At 53.9% G+C, this 18897-nt stretch carries 20 protein-coding genes; 10 read left to right on the top strand and 10 right to left on the bottom strand.

The genetic code is table 11. The features are described from left to right. Window positions 1–387: 387 nt before the first annotated feature. The 3 genes from HUG10_RS11765 to HUG10_RS11755 are packed head-to-tail and all read right to left on the bottom strand — an operon-like array spanning window position 388 to window position 2647. Entirely contained in the window at window positions 388–927 is a 540-nt protein-coding gene (locus tag HUG10_RS11765; RefSeq protein ID WP_179169760.1) for an SLATT domain-containing protein, read from the bottom strand. Beyond that, window positions 927–1865: a CBASS oligonucleotide cyclase gene (locus tag HUG10_RS11760; protein WP_179169759.1), complete on the bottom strand. Its 939-nt coding sequence runs from the start codon at window positions 1863–1865 to the stop codon at window positions 927–929. Before HUG10_RS11760 ends, HUG10_RS11765 begins: the two co-directional genes overlap by 1 nt. Then, the gene (locus HUG10_RS11755; protein ID WP_179169758.1) at window positions 1865–2647 is read right to left on the bottom strand and encodes an apurinic/apyrimidinic endonuclease family protein; all 783 of its coding nucleotides are present in this window, start codon (window positions 2645–2647) and stop codon (window positions 1865–1867) included. Before HUG10_RS11755 ends, HUG10_RS11760 begins: the two co-directional genes overlap by 1 nt. A gap of 159 nt (window positions 2648–2806) precedes the next feature. Here HUG10_RS11755 and HUG10_RS11750 point away from each other — a divergent pair, with 159 nt between their 5' ends. The 10 genes from HUG10_RS11750 to HUG10_RS11705 all read left to right on the top strand — a co-directional run bounded on the left by HUG10_RS11750 (window position 2807) and on the right by HUG10_RS11705 (window position 9965). After that, window positions 2807–3544 (top strand): TrmB family transcriptional regulator, encoded by a 738-nt coding sequence (locus HUG10_RS11750; protein WP_179169757.1) that lies wholly within the window; start codon window positions 2807–2809, stop codon window positions 3542–3544. Beyond that, entirely contained in the window at window positions 3544–3996 is a 453-nt protein-coding gene (locus tag HUG10_RS11745; protein WP_179169756.1) for a type II toxin-antitoxin system antitoxin SocA domain-containing protein, read from the top strand. Before HUG10_RS11750 ends, HUG10_RS11745 begins: the two co-directional genes overlap by 1 nt. 352 nt (window positions 3997–4348) lie before the next feature. After that, window positions 4349–4504 (top strand): hypothetical protein, encoded by a 156-nt coding sequence (locus tag HUG10_RS11740; protein ID WP_179169755.1) that lies wholly within the window; start codon window positions 4349–4351, stop codon window positions 4502–4504. Next, window positions 4501–4836 (top strand): hypothetical protein, encoded by a 336-nt coding sequence (locus tag HUG10_RS11735; protein WP_179169754.1) that lies wholly within the window; start codon window positions 4501–4503, stop codon window positions 4834–4836. The genes HUG10_RS11740 and HUG10_RS11735 overlap by 4 nt, the downstream gene beginning before the upstream one ends. A 228-nt stretch (window positions 4837–5064) precedes the next feature. Continuing rightward, entirely contained in the window at window positions 5065–5343 is a 279-nt protein-coding gene (locus HUG10_RS11730) for a hypothetical protein (RefSeq protein WP_179169753.1), read from the top strand. Between the two features lie 20 nt (window positions 5344–5363). Then, window positions 5364–5663, top strand: a complete 300-nt coding sequence (locus HUG10_RS11725) for an SWIM zinc finger family protein (protein ID WP_179169752.1) — start codon at window positions 5364–5366, stop codon at window positions 5661–5663. A gap of 378 nt (window positions 5664–6041) precedes the next feature. Continuing rightward, window positions 6042–6911, top strand: coding sequence for a hypothetical protein (locus HUG10_RS11720; RefSeq protein WP_179169751.1), 870 nt, complete (start codon window positions 6042–6044; stop codon window positions 6909–6911). Window position 6912: 1 nt separating this feature from the next. Further along, entirely contained in the window at window positions 6913–7554 is a 642-nt protein-coding gene (locus tag HUG10_RS11715; RefSeq protein ID WP_179169750.1) for a PH domain-containing protein, read from the top strand. 209 nt (window positions 7555–7763) lie between these two features. Further along, window positions 7764–9197, top strand: a complete 1434-nt coding sequence (locus tag HUG10_RS11710; protein WP_179169749.1) for a hypothetical protein — start codon at window positions 7764–7766, stop codon at window positions 9195–9197. 69 nt (window positions 9198–9266) lie between these two features. Next, window positions 9267–9965 (top strand): SOS response-associated peptidase, encoded by a 699-nt coding sequence (locus tag HUG10_RS11705; RefSeq protein WP_179169748.1) that lies wholly within the window; start codon window positions 9267–9269, stop codon window positions 9963–9965. Between the two features lie 303 nt (window positions 9966–10268). Here HUG10_RS11705 and HUG10_RS11700 read toward each other — a convergent pair whose 3' ends face one another. The 7 genes from HUG10_RS11700 to HUG10_RS11670 form a co-directional block, all read right to left on the bottom strand. Next, entirely contained in the window at window positions 10269–10592 is a 324-nt protein-coding gene (locus tag HUG10_RS11700) for a hypothetical protein (RefSeq protein WP_179169747.1), read from the bottom strand. A 360-nt stretch (window positions 10593–10952) separates the two neighbouring features. Then, on the bottom strand, window positions 10953–11210 hold the full coding sequence (locus HUG10_RS11695; RefSeq protein WP_179169746.1) for a hypothetical protein: 258 nt from the start codon (window positions 11208–11210) through the stop codon (window positions 10953–10955). Between the two features lie 103 nt (window positions 11211–11313). After that, window positions 11314–13191: a DUF262 domain-containing protein gene (locus HUG10_RS11690; protein WP_179169745.1), complete on the bottom strand. Its 1878-nt coding sequence runs from the start codon at window positions 13189–13191 to the stop codon at window positions 11314–11316. 1036 nt (window positions 13192–14227) lie between these two features. Beyond that, on the bottom strand, window positions 14228–15967 hold the full coding sequence (locus HUG10_RS11685; protein WP_179169744.1) for a helix-turn-helix transcriptional regulator: 1740 nt from the start codon (window positions 15965–15967) through the stop codon (window positions 14228–14230). Between the two features lie 290 nt (window positions 15968–16257). After that, window positions 16258–16977, bottom strand: coding sequence for a recombinase family protein (locus HUG10_RS11680; protein ID WP_179169743.1), 720 nt, complete (start codon window positions 16975–16977; stop codon window positions 16258–16260). Further along, window positions 16970–17296, bottom strand: a complete 327-nt coding sequence (locus HUG10_RS11675) for a hypothetical protein (protein WP_179169742.1) — start codon at window positions 17294–17296, stop codon at window positions 16970–16972. Before HUG10_RS11675 ends, HUG10_RS11680 begins: the two co-directional genes overlap by 8 nt. A gap of 749 nt (window positions 17297–18045) precedes the next feature. Then, complete coding sequence (locus HUG10_RS11670) at window positions 18046–18630, bottom strand: hypothetical protein (RefSeq protein WP_179169741.1); 585 nt, start codon at window positions 18628–18630, stop codon at window positions 18046–18048. Window positions 18631–18897: the final 267 nt, after the last annotated feature.

Raw genomic sequence — 18897 nt, 5'->3', positions numbered from 1 at the left:
CGACCATAGGGGCCGCAGAGAGCCGGGAAAAGTCGAACGTAATAGATGCTGCAGACATAATACTGCACCTTTCGCTTCCAAACCTCGTCCAGCGTAGATTTGCCTTCACTCATCGGTATGGTCACTAATGCATCCAGTTGTCTAGATGCTACCACTCCTTCCCTGCCATGTATGATAAATTCATCCGTAATCGCAAGGCTACAACGTCAAAGGCTGAGAGTGCTGTAAGCCTCCCGCACATCGTTACTACAAGAGGTTGAGGGGATTCTCTGATTGCACTGCTGGACTCGGTTCAGATTAGTGCTTGAACGAAGAGGGCGTCCATTGGTAGTTCGGAGTGGTTCAATTGTCAAGACGTATCTCTTACGTCATCTCCTCAAAGGCAACTCAATCGTTCTTGCCGGACAGTACCTCCCGAGCTTCAGGAGTCGTTGTAATTTCCTCCAGAATCTGGTCCTCACCTTTCCATTTGACATAACGGTACCAGACTTCACTTGCGTCGGGTGTCGTCTGGTTGAGGTCTCGACGCTCGTCACTAAGACGGTCAAATTCAGACCGCAGTTCCTTTGTGCTCAGTTCATCTGCGGCAAGGGTAATCATGAGGAAATCCCGATACTCATCAAACAGGACGTGATGGCGCCGTGCCGACCGTCGAAATTCCTCTGTCCTGTCCTCCAGATTTGTTCCCCTCCGATAACCCGTGATGGCCGCGATGAGCAACGCGGGTACCGCGATGTATCTGTTTGGCATGACCCCCCAGAAGTTAGTGGCGAGAATCAGTGCCGCGGCGACGAACATTACACAGTCTAATGCCCGAGATAGAGCCCGGTAGAAGTTGGCGGCGGCGAAGTGTTGCTTGTACGTGTAGCAAATTGAATCTGCTTTGTTCTCGGCCCGATAACGCAGCTTACTCCGGAGTCCCTCCATCAGTCAATGTCCTCCCCGAGAGCGTCTCCGTACTTTTCGTTCGCTGCTTCACTCTCCCCTCTACGTCGATGCTCACTTGCTTCCCGCATTCGCTTGCGGGCTGTCTTGGCCTTCTTTATGGCTTCTTTTCGGTTCGAGCGGTCCATGTTCGAGTCCAATCGGTCACCGTTGACGGGGTCCCGCGTGCCTCGTGAGACCCTCCGGGGAAGTTCCTCGACGAACCCCTCAACCAACTCCTCCGTTGAAGCATCTTGATTCGGATGATTATGAACGTAGTCGTAAGCCATCACCTCCATGTGATACGAGCTGATGGGGATGTTGCGATTCTCACGGAGCTTTTTTGCAACCCGAGCGACCTTTTGGAGTCGCCCTCCACGAGCGCTATCAACGGCCTCAAATCGTTGCTTGTAACCTCTCGGGTTTGTCCGCACCCACGAGCGTCCCTTGCTGTACGTGTCCGGGATTTTGTAGCCGCCAGTTCCATCTCGGAACGCTGGGGCAACATCTACAGTGAAGTCATGGAACTGGACGCTCACGACGTTCCGGTCGATACTCACCTTCGAGTTTGGATATCGTTTCTCCAGCGCACGCTTCACCGCACGCAAACAGTTCCTTGAACCATTCTTTCCACGTTCCCACTTTCCGTGCTCCTCACGGCTTAGTACAAACATCACGTCTGTATCGGAGTCTTCCGAGAGGGGGCCGACCATCGTTCCTCGTGTAAAGGACCCAAATTGGTGGCTCTCCACGATATCCATCTCTTCTTCCAGTATCTGCTGGATTCGCTCGCGACGTTCGTTGATTGTCTCTCCTTGCCGATTCGTGGGACCGGTCTCGTTAGCGTAGTCGTCTAACGAGGTTTGCTCGGAACTGGCCCCCACGGATTCTTCCTCCTCCCGATTGTCGGGATGGCCTGGCGGCGCGATTCCAGTGCCCATCACGCCCACCCCCGTGCATCCTCGAATGCATGAAGCGGCGGTTGCCCGATACAGAGAGCAGAAGTGACCTGTCGACTCCATCGGTCGTAGTCAAGTGCTGATTTCTCTATTGACACGTTACGAGGGTTCGATTTGCGTAACCATCGCTGACCGGCGACTCCGGTAATGCATGGTGGGAATTCCGATACCAAGTTCTCTGACTGGAAACCGATTAGCATCATGTTGTCTGGGTTGTATTCGAGTGAGATTCGTTGAATACGGTCTAAGAGTGCCTGATAGCGAAATCCATAGCTGAAATACTGCACACAGTAGTACGCGACCCTAGAACATCCGAGTTCATCGAATGCGTTGTAGCACAGGCCCCGTTCGAACTCGGTTTCTCCTTTTACCAAAGGAACCGTCTCAACGCCGGCAGCCTGAAACCTGGGAACGATATCCGAGAGGTCTGCTACGTACGTCTGGATTGTTTCAATTCGTTGAGCACGCGAGTCACGGTCATAGACTGGACGGTCGCACGGGACGATAGCATCGGCCCCGATGCGCTCGGCAAGCGCCAATTCCCGTTCTGGGAACCACTCTTCCAGTTCTTCGTCGGGAATCGTGGAGGTAAGAATGACTTTGGCGTCAAGTTCAGAGAGGTCAACTCCATTCTGCTCCAAGCGTCGCGCGTGAGGGTAATCGAGCATCATCGCCTCAGCTGTCCTCGCTTTCGAGATGAGTTCTAGATGCTCAGGCTTTGCTTCTATCCGTGGAACCGGTCCAGTGAGATAGCTACTATCCACCCGCGAACCCCCTGGTTTGCGCTCCTTTCGCCATGGTCGCGTTACGCTGACACAAACGGAGGGGGTGGGTTTATATCATAGCTTAAACCACGCAATTCGTTGCACCATTAGCACCACTGAGCGATGTTTTGATATACAACCACGTTTGTTGTTGTTTCTGTGGTAGATAGCTACGACCTCGATGAGTCGCTCCAAACAATCATGGAGTGGGGAAAGTACGAAGCAGCCGCTTACAGGGTCCTTGTTCGCTATGGGCCCTTAGAAGCATCTGAGGTCGTAGTTCGAGCGGACATCCCCCAAGGACGTGTTTACGATATCCTGAACAATTTACACAGCCAAGACGCGGTTGTGAAACAGGGTGTCCAACCGACGAACTGGGATGCGCAAAATCCTCGAAAGCTCATTGAGCCAAATCAGCGAAGATTCGAAGATATGGCTGTTGAGGCGATTGAGGCTCTGGAGCCCGCGTATGACCTAAATCTTGAATCGGAATCGCATCCCGCATGGGTAACTACCGGTGTCGCTGCTGCGTCGGTCAAGGCTCGTGAGCTCTTCGAGCAGGCGCAGGAACGAATTTGGATTCTTGAACGTACGTTCTGGCTTTCATCCAGAGACAAAGACCTCCTTCAATCGAAGGCTGAGGAAGGGATTGATGTGAGAATTGTGGGCTGGAGTGGCCGTCAAGCACTCCAAAACGTTGCAGAGGAGATTCCGAGTGCCAAATTCAGGGAAGCTGATAAGGTTGATACCTCGTTCTATGTGGGCGATGAAGGGACGGTATTGATTAATCTCAATCAAGGCGATACAGGGATGCTCTTCCATGATGCTGGCACAGCAAAGATTTTCACAGAGCACTTCGCATCAATTTATGAGTCAGCAAACAAGGTGCACGCATAATGCACAGGAAATTGCTCCCACTGGCATTATTGGGTGCTTGTGAGGGAGATGAAATTGAGGGTCGCACGCGCCTTCAGAAGCTCGTCTTCCTTATGGAGCAGGAGTTAGAAGAGGAGTCAAAGTCATCGCTTGACAGCCCAGACTACGGCTTCATCGCATACGACTACGGGCCATTCTCCAAAGAGTTGTACGATGATTTGGATTCATTGGAGGATGCTGACCTTATCGACGTCGAAGAAGAGGATATCACGGACGGGAAGGTGAAATACACCTACCGTCTCACAGAAGAAGGCCGGTCTTGGGCACGGCATTTAATAGATAACGAGGGAGCAACAGGGGTCTATTCGCTGGCCGAGGACCTCAAAGAAGAATACAACGATATGCTACTCTCTGACCTCATTAACAAAGTATACGCTGAATATCCTGAATATGCGAAGAACAGCGTTTGGTAGTTGACGTTCAATTCTACACGAGTAGTTGCATCGGCTGGCTCCTCTTCGATTTTGCAACTTTCCTTCGTTAATCAATTCTGTTCATCACTTCAGCACCTCTACACTGGGATTGGTGTTCGCGTGCCCGCATTGCATCCGAAGGGTGTGTGGTTGAAATGTAGTACTTCGTCCCACACTGCGGGCATGCTCGCCACGCATCGTCGTGCTCGCCGGGAGCTGGGGGCCACGTCTGTCTCAGGTGCTGAATCACTTCCATACTCCTCTCGCGAAGTAGGACCCTATTGGTTTGTTCCAGACCTGTGGCCTGCGTATAAGCTCTCGACCTCATATACAGCCGCGATGACATCACAGTATGGCATCGACAGAACCTGTTGACTGCGGGGACAACGCCTCCCACGAGTTAGTCGCAGAGGAGCAGCGAAGGGTCAACGTCGACCAGATGGACGGCATCAACACTGTCGGTGAGATGATGGCCCGCCGGGCTCTAACTGCGCCAGAGGGCGAATGACACTGGAGGATGCTGGGGTCGAGGGCCACGTTTCAGACCACATCAACTCCGACCGCATCGTAGACGGCCGACCAGTAGACCGACCGCACATCTGCGTGTACCGCATTCCTGAAGACGACGATAAGACGCTTGAGGAACCGCATGAGGCGCACGACGTAGTTCTTCGTGCCGCGGTGAATGAGGATGGGGCCCGTACCGTACGCGAGTCGTGGGGGTTCTTCTCGAGTACAAGAGAAGCAGCGCGGAAGGCCGTTGACCTCGCTGAAGAGGAGGATGCGGTTATCTGGGACGACATCATCGTTATTCGAGAACCAGACGAAGGGGCTGAATGACGCGGGAACCGCGGTGGGAACCAGAACGCGTTCCAATCGTTCCTGCGAGTGAGGACCCAGCTGACGAATTACGTGCGGAGTTGAGAATGGCACGCGAGCAACTCGCTCAGATGGAGATGATGGCTTCGTCTCGCGGCCCACCGCGAATGCCTGGCCCTTCAATCTCCCATCCACGGCTTAGGGGCTTGTCCCCAGACCAATTGCGAAAACACATCCGCCGAGTCGAACGTGACCTACAGGATTCCATCTCAGAGCCCGACTGGGAGCAGGAACTCGCTGACTGGGAAGAGGAGCAGGAACGGTTTGAGGAGAATTGGGAGGAATACAAAGAGGCGCAGAAGGGAGAGAGCGATGAGTGAGGAACCTCCCTGCCCGCGATGTGGGCTGGCTCACATCACGGAATCCGTCGATGGTCTCGCAGACCACCTCAAAGCCTGCCCAGAGTGCGAGATACGGTTCGACCTGCGTTACTTCGCTGACTGGTCGCCTGAGAGGAAGGGGGATTGACTCCAGAGTGGATGTTTCTCGTGGACGTGTTCTCGGTCACGTTCGCGCTCGACGAGCCAGAGCAGGAGTCGGAGGCGCACTGCAACTGTGATTACGACGGTGACTCTGAGGAGGACCCGTGCCGCCATATCAAGGCTGCCGCGGGGGCGTTCAAACTGGCCCTCGAAGGTGGTGAGGCGCAGATTCACCGGTCCCAGAGAGACGCACTTCGACGTGAGCGTGTGAGATTCGTCGACGGCCCTGACCCGATGACGAAGGACGACTGGTTGGACGCAACTGATGGCCGGTTAACGGTCGGTGGTATGGATTCCGTCGTCTGACCCACACCTTCATTTCTTCACAAGCTCAAAATGGAAATACAGTGGCAACCCAGGTGCGTTCAGTCAAGTCTCCTATGTGACTTCGAAGATATTGAGTCGAGGTTTATGGACGGATGAGCGTTATTGGAGCGCATTCTCGGAGAAGTGTGGGCTATGATGGATGAGAAGCTACTCTGTCTCATGTGCAACTAGATATTATAGAAGATACTCTCCCCGACATGTATTTAATGTCCTAGTTGTTTCCCACTCCAGATGAGTAGTTGTCGACGCCGGACATTCCTCTCCTCAATTGGTGCAAGCGCAATTGTTGGAGCTGGTCTCAGTTCTACGGTTTCAGCAGCGAACAATGCTGTCCTTCAGGGCCAAGTTGTAGACTATATGGGCGACCCAATCGCACAACGGGCGGTAGAGGTTGGCTCTAAAAAAGGAGGCAGTTCAAGGACAGTCACTGACCAAGAAGGACGATTCAAACAAGAGGTACCAGCGAATACTCACTGCCGAGTGGGGTTTTATAAATATAAATACGGCCCATTGCCACAAAAGCCGGACGGAATACCCCATGTCTGTTCGCTCGGTCGATATCCTACGGTTCCGGGAAATAATGACCTTGGTACGCTTCAGATTGAACAAGCCCATCTTGTAGAGGCTCGAGCGCTTGATTCTGAAGGAAATCCCGTTGGGAATGCTGATGTAAGATTATACGCGGAAGGTGTAGATGGTGATTATTGGGGAACGGGTCCGAACTCCCTTACCACAAACCACGAGGGTTTCGTCGTTGTCGATGACTCCCCGTACACCGGCATGGAGCTAATTGGGTCTATCGACTTCTCAATTTCAATCCCGAACAAGAACGGCGGCTCCATCGAATATGAGAGAAAATTCTACGTTGACGAACCGTTGTCAATCACAGCGCAGATTGGAGAAGGGATGACCATTAGCTCGGTGGAGAAGAAATCGACTGAGACACAGGAAATGACGCCAGTTGAGACTACTGCAGGTACGTCAGAACCGACAGTAGAACCCTCACCTAAAGCAACAGAGGCATCCGGTTCATTAACAACCAGACCGCCAAGAACTCAAACAGGGAACGAAACCAGCCAGAACGACAAGGTAGAGAGGAGAGGCTTCTTCTCCAATGATTCCGCCGGTGAGGAGTTCGAAGCGCTAAGTGACCCATTCGTGCTTACTGTCGCCGGGTTCGCCCTCTCTGCATGTGGAATTGCACATCAGCTTATCAGGGGGAGCTGATATGGTTCGAAATAACCCTCAACGGTGGAGTACGATTCTAGGAACTCCATTTGTAATTGCTGGTCTCTGGCTATATTTCGGCCAGTCTCAGTATCCGACCAACGTTGGCATCCCCTTCCTTTTCTTTGGAATATTCATCGCCGCTATCGGTGTGTATGTTCAACGAGTCTCACCAGAACCTCCCAGTCTCCAAGACAACGAGGAAATAGTCGCAACACGACATCCGACACAACGCGTTGCAGTTGTGAAGGTTGTTGTTGGCTTCCCCTTGTTAATCGCAACTGTATATTTGCTCTACTTCACACAGGTTCCCTACATTTACCCAACAATCTCACTCGTGACAGGGTTATTCTTTTTCTCCACTGGGCTCTACACATACTGGTCCAATCAGCTTACGAGCTATTACGTAACCACAGAGCGAATAATCAAAGAGTATCGATTTTTAGCATTACGAAGAGAGGAACTTCCCCTTAGAAAGGTTCGGGGAGTACAGGAGCGGAAGACCGTTACTGAGACTCTTGTGGGGCTGGGTAATGTACGGGTCGCTAGTGGTGGGGGGCGCTCGCTCGAAATCGTAATGCGGAACATGGGGAACCCTGAACAATTTGCAGCAGAAATTCGCAAATCAATGGCGGGCAAATAAGGTAACCACAAGAGTATAGCCGAGTTGGTAGTTTCTGTGAATCGCATTCTCCTCTTTCATCCCGGTAGTGGCCACTCTCAATATTGACTGGGGAATTGAAATGATTATATATGGCTACTTCACAGGCCCATTAGAGCTAACCTTCCCATCATATGTCCCGAACTCTCATTACTAAAGAAGAGCCAGAACCGACGACGCGTCTCGGGAAAGTGTACGCGTGGGCCGAGTGGTTTTTCCTTGGTCTCGTGTACCCGCTCCGCTGGTGGATGCGAGGGTTCTTCCCGTATCTGTACCACGTCGTCGGGTCTCTCGCTCGCACTGTCGCGTATCTCATCGTCACGCTACCACTCATGGCGGTCATCCTGTTTCTCGTCTCGTTGCCCGTGGGAGGCCCCGAGGTTGCAGCCCCACCGCTGTTCGCCCTGCTCCACCGAGTTGATGCGCTGTATCTCGCCGTGGAAGCGAGCCCAGCGTATCAGGCGGGCGTTGTGATGGTCGTCTACTTTGTTGGAGGTATTCTCCCGTACCAACCGAAGGACTGGCATCGAAAACAGTACCGGACGCATCGAGAGCCAAAAGCACCGTTCAGTTGGGAGTTCACGTGGTACAAGGTCCTCGCTGTCCTGCCGCCGGCCGTCATCTTCGCGCTCATCTGGGGCGCTCCCAACCTCATCACGCGTGTCCCCTACAAGCGGCTGGGGGTATTCACAGCACTCGTCGCCGTGATGTACATCCTGTCCCGGCTCGTCCGCTGGCACGCCCTTACGAGATACGACCTCTCGGATGTCGGTGACCAAATGTCGAGCAAGACGTTAACGGTCAACGGAAACTTGGCGCAGTTTCTCGGACTCACCATCGCTGCGTACTGCCTCTACACACAATCGCTTTCAACGGTATTCATCGGTGTCGCGTTATCGCTTTCCCTTCGCCTCAGGGATTTCCGGCGGATGCTTTATGAAGACCGTGACGGATTCACTGATATCGAACCGCGGCTGTGGGTCTGGGGGGCACTCGCTCGTGTCCCGTTCGGCTATGTGATAGTCCTCGCGTATCTCACCCGACCCGCCCGAGTGGTCAACTCTCCGATACTGCTCGCATGTCTATTCTCTCCTGTGGTGACGCTCACAGCGTACTACGTGGTGCGCTACTACGTGACTGATGGGCGGATGTACCTCCAGTTCCCGCGCGCTGCCGTGGCTCCTGACCCGTATGACATCAAGGAGGACCTCCGGCGGAACTCGGGCATGTTCAATCACAAGCAGGCACAGGCAATTCACCCGCGGAATCTCATGTGGAATTCGTTCCGCAAAGTTGGCGACACGGTTCGGACGCTGAATTCCGCGCTCGAAGCGGCCAACATCAATTACGAAGATGCGATGTTTCGCGGGTACAACCCTATCAACCTCGTGAAGATGGAGAAGAAGAACGGGAGTTCCTACTATGCGCGAGAGGACCATCTGCGTGACATCGAAGCGCATCTGCACGTGGTTCGCTCGCAGGTGGACTCGTTCGAGGGCCCGTACGCAGACGCTATCGTCGACGCAGTCGGTGAGGTGGAAGCCGCCATCGAAGATGCACGCGAGCGCAACGAGGAAATCGGGTCGACGACGTGGGACGACTTTCGACAGAAACTGTCGCGGTGATATCCAATCTCCCTCGAGTCCAGGCTGTCGACGCTATACCTAACTCCGTCCATGTTCAATTTCTTCAGTATGTGCGGCCGCACGTCACTCGCCATCGACCTTACCGTCCTCACGGAGCGGTTCGACGCCCATCCCGCTGCCGGCGTCACCATTCGCCCACGGTATAATATCGCTCCCAGGGACGACTTGCTCGCCATCCAGAACGACGCGCCCGCAGAGTTCGACCTGCTCGAGTGGGGCTTCATCCCCCAGTGGGCTGACGACCCCGAGGAGGGCCCCCAGCCCATCAACGCGCGCTCAGAGACTGTCACCGAGAAGCCCATGTTCCGCGAGGCGTTCGAGTCGCGGCGCTGTCTCATCCCCGCCGACGGCTTCTACGAGTGGACGGGCACGCGTGGGTCGAAGCAGCCATACCGCATCGAGCGCCCCGACCGCTCTCCGTTCGCGTACGCAGGATTGTGGGAGACTTGGACGCCCGCGGAAGGTGAGCCACGCGTCACCTGCACCATCCTCACCACAGATGCGAACGAGGTCGTCGCCCCAATCCACGACCGGATGCCCGTCATCCTCGAAGAACAGCACGAGGAGACGTGGCTCACTGGCGGGTCGCCCGACAAACTCCAGTCGGTGCTGACGCCGTACCCAAGCGAGGAATTACACGCCTACCCCGTGTCGACGCGAGTGAACAGCCCGCGGAATGATTCGGCGGACCTGCTTGAGGCACTCGACATCGGCGACCAGTCCGGGCTCGGCGATTTTGCCGGATAATGCGACATACGGAGGGTGGGAAGTCTAAATATCGATATTGTCTACTGCCATCGGTTTTCGTGGCGTTGAGGAGTCTTGAATCGGCTCCATTGTTTGCCTGCTCACCCTGACCGGCGTCGGCCTCCGGCTCTTCATGGTGGCGCTCGGGATGCTTATTCCCAGATTGAACCTCGGAAGCACGCTGACCGGGTGCATCACTCATCGCACGGCTGCACTGCTCGAGCATTCACCCTCACCAACCACAACTGGCCGGCGCGGTCGGCGGTGCACGCAGAGAGATGGGAATTGCGAAAGCCGTTTTACTCAGAGGACATAGATGTACGCGCTTTCATTCTCGTATTCCTCGGGAATCTCACCAACCCTCCATCCGCGACCGGTCGTCTCAATGTAGTAGTATCGAACGTTGTGCTTCTCGTAGTACGTTCCGGCGATGTCCTCACCGCCTTTCACATCCACTGCCATGTGACCTGGAAGCAAGAACAACGCCGTTCCATAACCAAACGAGTCCGCTGTCAGCAGACTTGCGAGCATAATCGCGGAATCCTCACAGTCGCCCCCTCCGTCAACCAGCGACTCCAACATTCGTTTCGCATAGTCGTCAGCCCCGGTACTGACGTCGTCTGGCACGTAGGGGAAGATTCTGGACGAAATCAATCAGGAACTCGACCTGCTCACGCTTACCAGTGATACCCTCGCTGGTCGCTTCCTCTGCTAGGAGTGCCGCGAACCCGTCAGCAACTCCGTCATCGTGAGCCTCGTACACGTACTCCCGATAGTCGGTATACTGCCGGGATTCGACACCCCTAATATAGCCGTGTTTATATGCAGTGAAGCCAGCGTTCCACGAGTTACCGAACGTTGACCCGGAGAATCGCAGCAAATACGCACCCCCACTATTTGTGCGCTCATACTGCGAGAGCTGATGCAATGAACCAATAGAGAAACGCGATTGCATAGCCCACATAGGCAATCATCTATTATTTGAGGCTATTCATCCTCAATAAACTCTCTCAATTCACACTCATCACACCTAAATCCGTTGACTACTACATTAGAACGAAGAGTGTGCTCTTCCACAATCTCTATTGCTTGATATTTATATCGACTACAATTAGGACACTCATCCATCGGGGTATATTTGTAAACTTTTGATTTGGCCATTATACCCCAACGCGGCATTGCGCTCCTCTTTACGAATTCTCTCCTCTTTCCGTCAATCCGTTCCTCAAACTCCTTTACGTTCACGAGAAGGCTAAAAAGTCAACCGTATTAACAGTATCTATGTCATTTCCATGCGCTTCAGCCTTCCTCCAATATTGCAGAATCACCTCTAAAAGTCAGATATTTGTCAATATGGGTTATTGAGGGGCAACGTCCGCCTCAGTTCTTCTCTTATGAGCTGCGTCCGTCCACGTTCATCCATCAAGAAACGTTCAAACCGCGGGTACTTGTGCAGAGATTCGTCCCGTGGAATTCGATGGATATCGAAGTACTCTTTTTTGTCGGTCAAATTATCTACTTTACTGGCTTCCACTCTTTCTAACCAATCACTGAAGTCACGGTCGCCTTTCGATTGGTTCTCTCCATCATTAGGGAGGAGCTGTAGATTCGCGATATGGTCTCGATGCTCCCGATACCAGCCCACCTGTTCTGGTGCGACATCGTGCTGCTTGAGGAATTCCTCTTTAGATAACTTCCCTCGTGGGAATATGTGGTCTACTTCGTACTCCGCGTGGCCAGCACGCCGGTCTCCATGATAGAGATGTGTTAATAGTACGTTCAGTCGAGCCCCCGACTGGTAGCTGACTTCATTTAGTAATTGGTCGAGAACCCCCTCGTCAAGATGTGTAGTCGCTCCGCGACCGCTCAAGTCCTCTAATATCTCTACTGCTGGGAATTCGTCTCCATCAGATTCCCAGACATGGTTTCGGGCTGTTTCGAGTACTTGCTGTGACCCGATGTCACCGAAGATGCTGTTCAACACTGACGTGGCAAGCCAATAGTGAATGTTCTCGTTCTCTCCAGATGTATCATAGTCATTCTCGTAGAGAAATTGGACAACCGGTGTAAGGACAGTCTTGCTGGAGAGAGCTGCATCGTGAAATCCCAGGTCTGCAGCGAGTTCGAACGCATCCTCAATGGCCTGTTCGAACTCGTTATCACGGAAGATGTCCTCTGCCGTTGTGAGAAGCTCACCGTCGTATCGGCCATCTTTTCTGAAAGAAGGTGTCTCGCCGGAAAGCAAGAGCAGAGTTCTGAGGGTGAATCGTTTGCCGAACGAGAATCCCTCTTCAGAAAGCCGTTCGTTTCCGGAGAGTCGTTCGGTGAGCTGTTCAATCTCATTTTTTGCATCTGTTGGAGTTCCCGCTTCCTCAACCGTGTCCCAATACCCCGTGAGCAATGCAAGCAGAATGTCGACTCCAGAGAGTTCTATCCCACCTTTGTTTCGACGGATGAACAACTCTCGAGCAGTCTTTTCGTCAGTAATCGTCGTTTCGTGCAGGATGGCTTCTCGCTCATGCACCCCCGACCACAGTTGCTTTGCGCTGTCCATCGCGTCCGACCGCTGAGCGTCGCTAAGTGATGTTGGAAATTCAGCTCGAACCTCGTCTAAGAACTGCTCCTCCTTGAGAAACGCATCCGTTGTGAGCTCGTCGTCACCCTCCATGAGAGCCCCTACCTTGAGCCAAAAGCTATCGCCGGCACTGTTGAGGCCCCCACTCTTCCTAAAGTCGAATTCGTGTACAAGACCGCGGTCATGGTTGTCATCCTTCGTTCCAGAGAATAGGTCAAGGTATAGGTGTCGACGATTGTATGAACTCTCGTTCTTCTTCCACGCTCCATGGATTCGCGTAGTATAACTCCCGAATATTCCGATATAGAACGAGGTCAACCGCTGTTGACCATCAAGAACCAGTGAGTATGATTCTGGAAAGTCAGGGAGTCGCTCGCTGTAACGACGAACCTCTTCTTCGTGTGAATAACCTCGTTCGTCGACGTAATGCCTGATAAACTCATAGGCGGGGTCTTCACGGTTTCTGCCCGTTCTCTCCCATATTAACAGGGACCCAAGTGGGAGACCGCGTAGCAACGAGTCCCAGAGCATTTCTACTTGCTTCTGACTCCAACAGTAGTCACGTTGAAGACACGGGATGAACAGTGAGTTGTTCAGTTGAGGGAGTGTCTCTGCGACTGAATTAGTCTCAGGCGTTAACTCGTCAACCACGGTGTCACCGAGTTGTAAGGAGATGTAATAAATGATAGGGCCCTGCGAAGACCTGCATCAGTACGTTGACCGATAGTTCCCGAACAGGGCAATATCGTACCATGACTGGGAAGTCCGGGAGTAACTCACCTGTGGCCATGCCGCGGACAAGCGCACGGACCTGCGGACCGCGACTTTGCCTGACCGTGGTCAACAGCTGCTGGTTGTCCTTGCGGAGGGGGCAATTGTAGAAATATACCTAAACCGGTGGCCCACAATTCAGTGATATGGAATGTTCAAACTGCCTCGATGGGGGGCTATTAGAACTCGTCCCCGTATCCGAACAGCCGCCGGATTTTGGAACTATCAACGGTGGCGTCCACGAGCGTTACGAGTGTGCTATCTGCGGTTCCAGGGGCTCAATGTACCACATTCGAGGTGAGTCTGCAGTCAGTACAGGAAACGTCTCTCTTTGACCAGATTCCTGTAGGGGGCTTTCAAAGGAGGTTGAGGATGGAGCGAACAACTCAAGCGCTGTTCTAACAACAGTACTGGCGATTCCTATATCAACGAGACGCGGAAGTCGGACTGGAGACTCGCGTACCTTTCGAGGCGAGAGTCACCGACCTGCGTACTTGTATGGTGCTAGGAAGTGTCGCATACCCTAATGAATCAAGATGTGACTTTCCTATAGTGCACTCCATTTCTGGGATGTTGAAACGGGCGCTCGCGTTCTGCGAGCGTCCCCGATATTAGCTCCCCGCGTTAGCGGCATATGCCTAAGGGAGGGTAGCCGACAAACTGGTGAGACAAGATAATTGAAACACCCGTCTGTGTACGCTTCAGGAGTTGAGCGTGCCATTCACACTTTCGAAACGTGGGTTCCGTTCTCTTCAATTTGCACAACCCTGTGAGGGACTAGCATACTGAACTCGGGTGTATCTCAGTACTGAGTGAGAATTTTTACCAATGTGGCGGGGCTGAACAGCCGGAATACCACGAAAAGAGAATATTGTTCATGGCTGTCGCTCACGACCGGGCTTCCCCGGGGGCGGGTCTACGAGTGGCGTTTCAAAGCCACATCATTCTCACCGAACACACCGTCGGTGAGGTACCACGCCACGTCTTGGAGACTGAAGCCAGTATCAGACAACGGAACCCATGTAGACTCGACAGAGTGAGTGTCCACGGTAGTCAGCTCTGGCGTTGACGGGTCGTCCTTCCTCCGCTCGTCGTCCTCGTCAGCGTGCTCGCGAGCAGTGTTGTTGTGGTCGCTCTTCGAATCGTCCGTTTCGCGGTCTTTGCGACGTTCGCGGAGTTCGTCTACGAACGTTCCGTGGTCACGCATCTTGTTGAGAAGGCCTGACAGGTGCTTCTTAGCGAACTCGCTGATGTGAACAAACATCCCTGCGCGTCCGTGAGATTCCTTATTGACTAGGTTCTCCTCTTCGAACGACTTCACGTGCTTTCCGATGGTAGACTTCGATAGGCCCGTTCGGTCTGCGAGGCGGTCGTACGACACACGACCGTTGTAGCTCTCGCGGACGATGAGGTGCATCAGGTCATGGGCGGACATTGTACGCCGATTGAACAGCATCCCAATGACGGTTTTCTGCAGGCCATCAGATTTGAAGTACTCCTTGAGTCTTGTCTTGTACGTCGTGGGGATGGTAGTCTCGATGGCATTGCCGCCGAGTGGGCCGTTCCCTTTAGGGTCGTACCAGTCATCGGCGATGAGGTCGTCCTGCTGGATGCCTGCCCAGTCCATATGGGCATTCAAGACGGTGTTAAGATGTTCGATGACCGCATCCCACGCGGGTGCGGGGTGGGCCTTGTAGAGTTTGGCCTCAAGTTTCGGATTGCCGAGCGCGTGGTTGGGGCCGAGCTGTTCGGCGAGTTGGTGCTGGTAGACCTTGAGGTAGTGCTTGTGACACTTGACCTCGTCAGTGTACGTTTCGCCGCGGAGGTCGTACTCGTACTCGATGGTGTCATCGAACCCGATTTCCTCAAGGTTCGTCGAACTGAAGCCCCAGAGCTTGTAGTGGCCTTTTTCGATTTCGCCTTTCTCTTTACCGTCGGCGTTTCCCGTAGCCACGAGACGAGCGGAGTCGCGGAGGGTCTCGACCGCGGCATCGGTCATCATCCGGTCGAAGCGGTGGTGAACTTCCACGCTATCGAAGCGTACGGTCTCGTCGATGACCCTGCTGGCGAACTCTTTCACCCTCTCCTTGCCGTACGCGGCGGCGAGGAGTTCGAGTGCGTCGACGACGACGTCTGTCAGGTCATCAACGTACGATGCTTGAACGGTGATGGCCGTGCCCTCGTAGGTCTGGTCCGAGTGCCATCCCGCTGGCCAACTGTACGCGTTCCCATCCTCGTACGTGAGTTCGGGCGACCGTTTGTGGACGATGACTTTGCGCTTCGCGGCGTTTTTGGCGATACCCTGCGACCCCGCCGACGGGTCGTCGTACAGGTTGTGGTGGTAGCTATTGTACTGCGTCCACGACCCGTCGTCGTTGGTGCGACCGTAGTGCATCACCGTGCTGAACATCCCCACGGTTTGGTAGTCGTCGTTGGTCGTCCACGAGGCGTTCAGACGACTCAGGGCGAACGGGTAATGCGAGTGGCCCTTCCGACCGGTCTCGCTGTGCATCTCGCGCCACGCCTCCAGACACTCGTCGTAGAACTGGTTGTTGTCGTTGAGTTGGAAGTGGACGTTGACCCCATGCGGGGCACCTGTGACGTATGTTTTTACGTCGTCGACGTCGCCGGTCGAGATGGATTCCTCACCATCCATCCTCACCACCTTGGGCCGCGTGAGACCGCTTGCTGGTAGTCTTAGATGCTATTCTTGGAGGGCTTTCAGAGCTATCCATACCCAGTCAACATCAAGGGGGCGTGTTTAAGCGTGTTCCGAGGTGGAAAGCAAATTCTTGCATATAAATGCACAACCGACCAACAATATACCCACACATACGCATGTGTGTATGTGGTGGCCGGCAGATTCCGTGGGTTATCCATACTCTGCTGTTTCTCCACTCGATGCCTGCTTCATGGTATAGTCTGAACCCGGACTGGAACTATCAACTACTGTTCAATCTCCCCAATACTGTCGGTATACGCCGGCCGCCACTCGTCATGGTTACGGAGGTATTCGTACATGGCTCGGCGTGAGAGGATGTTCGTCACGGTACCCGTAGCGACGCCGTACTCATCAGAGACCTCGGCATGCGTCTCGCCGTCTTCCTTAGCGGAGATTATGTTCATGACGGTTTCGTACTCGGCGCCGCGAGCGAGTCCTCGCTTGTCCGCGGTGTACTCCGTTCCCTTCGGTAGACCCCCGTGCCACCAACCGTTCTCTACGCGCAGTTGGATTTCCGCTTGAGCTTTCTCGATTTCTTCCCGTTTTGCGTGGTCAGACTGGCTCGCGTGAAATGCCTCCTGAACCATTGAGAACGGCTCGTCTGGGTCGATATACCCGCGGCGTTTCGTGTGGAGTTCGATACCCCACTCGGCGAGGTCTAACCACAGACGCATCCGTTCACGTTCGTCACGCCCGAGTCGCGTCCCGTCGCGAGCGATGACTGCATCGAACTCTTCGCGTTTGGCGGCGGCCCGCATCTCGTTGTATTGCTCGCGGGCATCGTCCCACCCGGACACGCGATTCCCCTCGTTGTAGACTTGGTCAACTTCGTATCCGTTCTCCTCGGCGTACTCGTGGATGTCCCGTATCTGCGATTCGATGGAAGAGTCGCTCTTGTCCGACCGGCGAACGTATCCAACGGCCACCTTCGGTTCATCACTCATCGTTTCCACCCCGTGTAGTCACGGACGCGTAGAGAGAGCCGTACTGAACGTCCCAATCTAGTTCACCATCTACGATGTGCATCGCGTACGCGAGGTGACGTGGAATCGTGACCGTGAACGACCCAGCCTGGTCGTCGTAGCGGACGACCGTTGTTGGACGGCTAGTCTTGGGGTTGGTTCCTTCCGGGGTAGCTCGGAGTCGGTCGCGTGACTCGACGTGCCACGAGAGGTGTTCGTCGGTGAGGCCGAGGGTCACCGCGTCACCCTTAGGGATAGTTGACGCGATTCGACCGCTCGGCTTGGTTTGGACGGAGGTCACGTGAACAGGTACTATACAGTACCTGCCACTTTATATGTATCCCTGTATTCACGAAGACCCGTCTCCGTGAACGTACGACCAACAGTGAGAGAGACACGCCCAAAAAAGTCGACAAAGGGAGTCTCGTCGATTGACCTAATTTGAACACACTCCTAACAGCGTTGTTAGTCGATGTTAGTGCTGGAGTGGTAGGAGCAGAAGTGAGCTGACGATGTGTATTTAAAAGATTGGACGACCTCTCATCCCAGCCAGCAACACAGCTATACCCCCCGAACTCATGTCGAGTGTACGAGTGGTTGTTGGTGGTAGAGTTAGCCGTGGGTATTTCTCAAACAATGGTGTAACAACGGTCTGTGAGTACAGTACCCCCTGAATCGGGACTAACAACACCGTTAGTTTGGTCTTCCCATGCTCTGACTCGGCTCGTTCTCTGAATTCTCGCATCTCAAACCGCGTAAGGGCAATTCGATGGAATCTCCTCGTACCGCCCTCTATGCAGCTAACAGATTGGAGTTAGGTGTGATAGGACTGTTCGGCTCCGGACGACCATCATCCTCGTCGCGATAGCCCAGGGAATTCTGACGGATGAGGCAAGTCGCCTATTAATCGGTGGAGAAACAACTGGACTATTGGACACCCCATCTCCGGAACGCCGGTCGTCGCTACCTTCACCAACGTCGTTTTGTCGGCTATACGCCTCGTGAGGGTAGGTTTCTTGCGCCACAAACGGAGAAACGGTCTTTGAGAATCTATACGTCCTCGAGTGCATCCGTGAGCGCAATGTCCTCGAAGTCCGCAATGTATACGGCTTCAACTATCTTTTCGTGCCATGCCACCGTCCCCTGGAGTTCATCCAGGGTGTTTGTAATCTTCCGCAGCGTCGCGGTGTAATCACAACTATCGCTCGTTGACGGGCTCTGCTGCGACATCAATTGGACCCGGGTTTCCACCTCCAGAAGTCGCTCTCGAATTGCTTCCATGGACTGAGGTGGCTCTGCTTCATCTTTGAGGTCGACGGCGTCCACTGTCCGTTGACCACGGTCTGAAAGTGTGGCCGTCCGTGGGTCATTCTGCTCAGGTCCGGCCCTGTCACCGATGATGTGACCTGCGTCCTCAAGCTTCTTGTGCCGATACCGAGTCTTCTCGTCACTGAATCCCGTTTCGCGACGAATCTGTGAGGTTGTGACCTCGTGACCGTCACACCGAGCCACAGCTTGGAGGAATCGAATATCATCGGTGGTGAGTTGAGTCATGACCCTCCATCTTCCATCCACCCCTATTGGTGTTGTCAGCACCTGTTCTAGCTGTTCAGATGGGTGGTGGAGGAACCCCATGGCAACAGATGGGGTAACACGCTACCGTCATCCCTCTATGGAGGGGGCTTTCTGTACCCACGAGATGACAAGGTGTTGAATTCAGTTGAGAGTAGCGCAGGACATCACGTAGCTCTGCAGGTGCCTATCGAATAGGTCCGCCTGCACCGAAGACACCACTGGCCAGTTCCACCCACCAATGGAGGATGTCAAGGTGCTCCTCAACAGTTAGCGATGAGTTCTCAGCATCACTACTGTAGTTCAATACTTCCGTGAGAATGTTTGTAT

Origin of the sequence: Halorarum halophilum, assembly GCF_013401515.1 — an archaeon.
Taxonomy (GTDB): Archaea; Halobacteriota; Halobacteria; order Halobacteriales; family Haloferacaceae; genus Halorarum; species Halorarum halophilum.
Note: the sequence above shows the minus strand (reverse complement) of the source record. Positions and strands in the feature narration are given on the sequence as shown.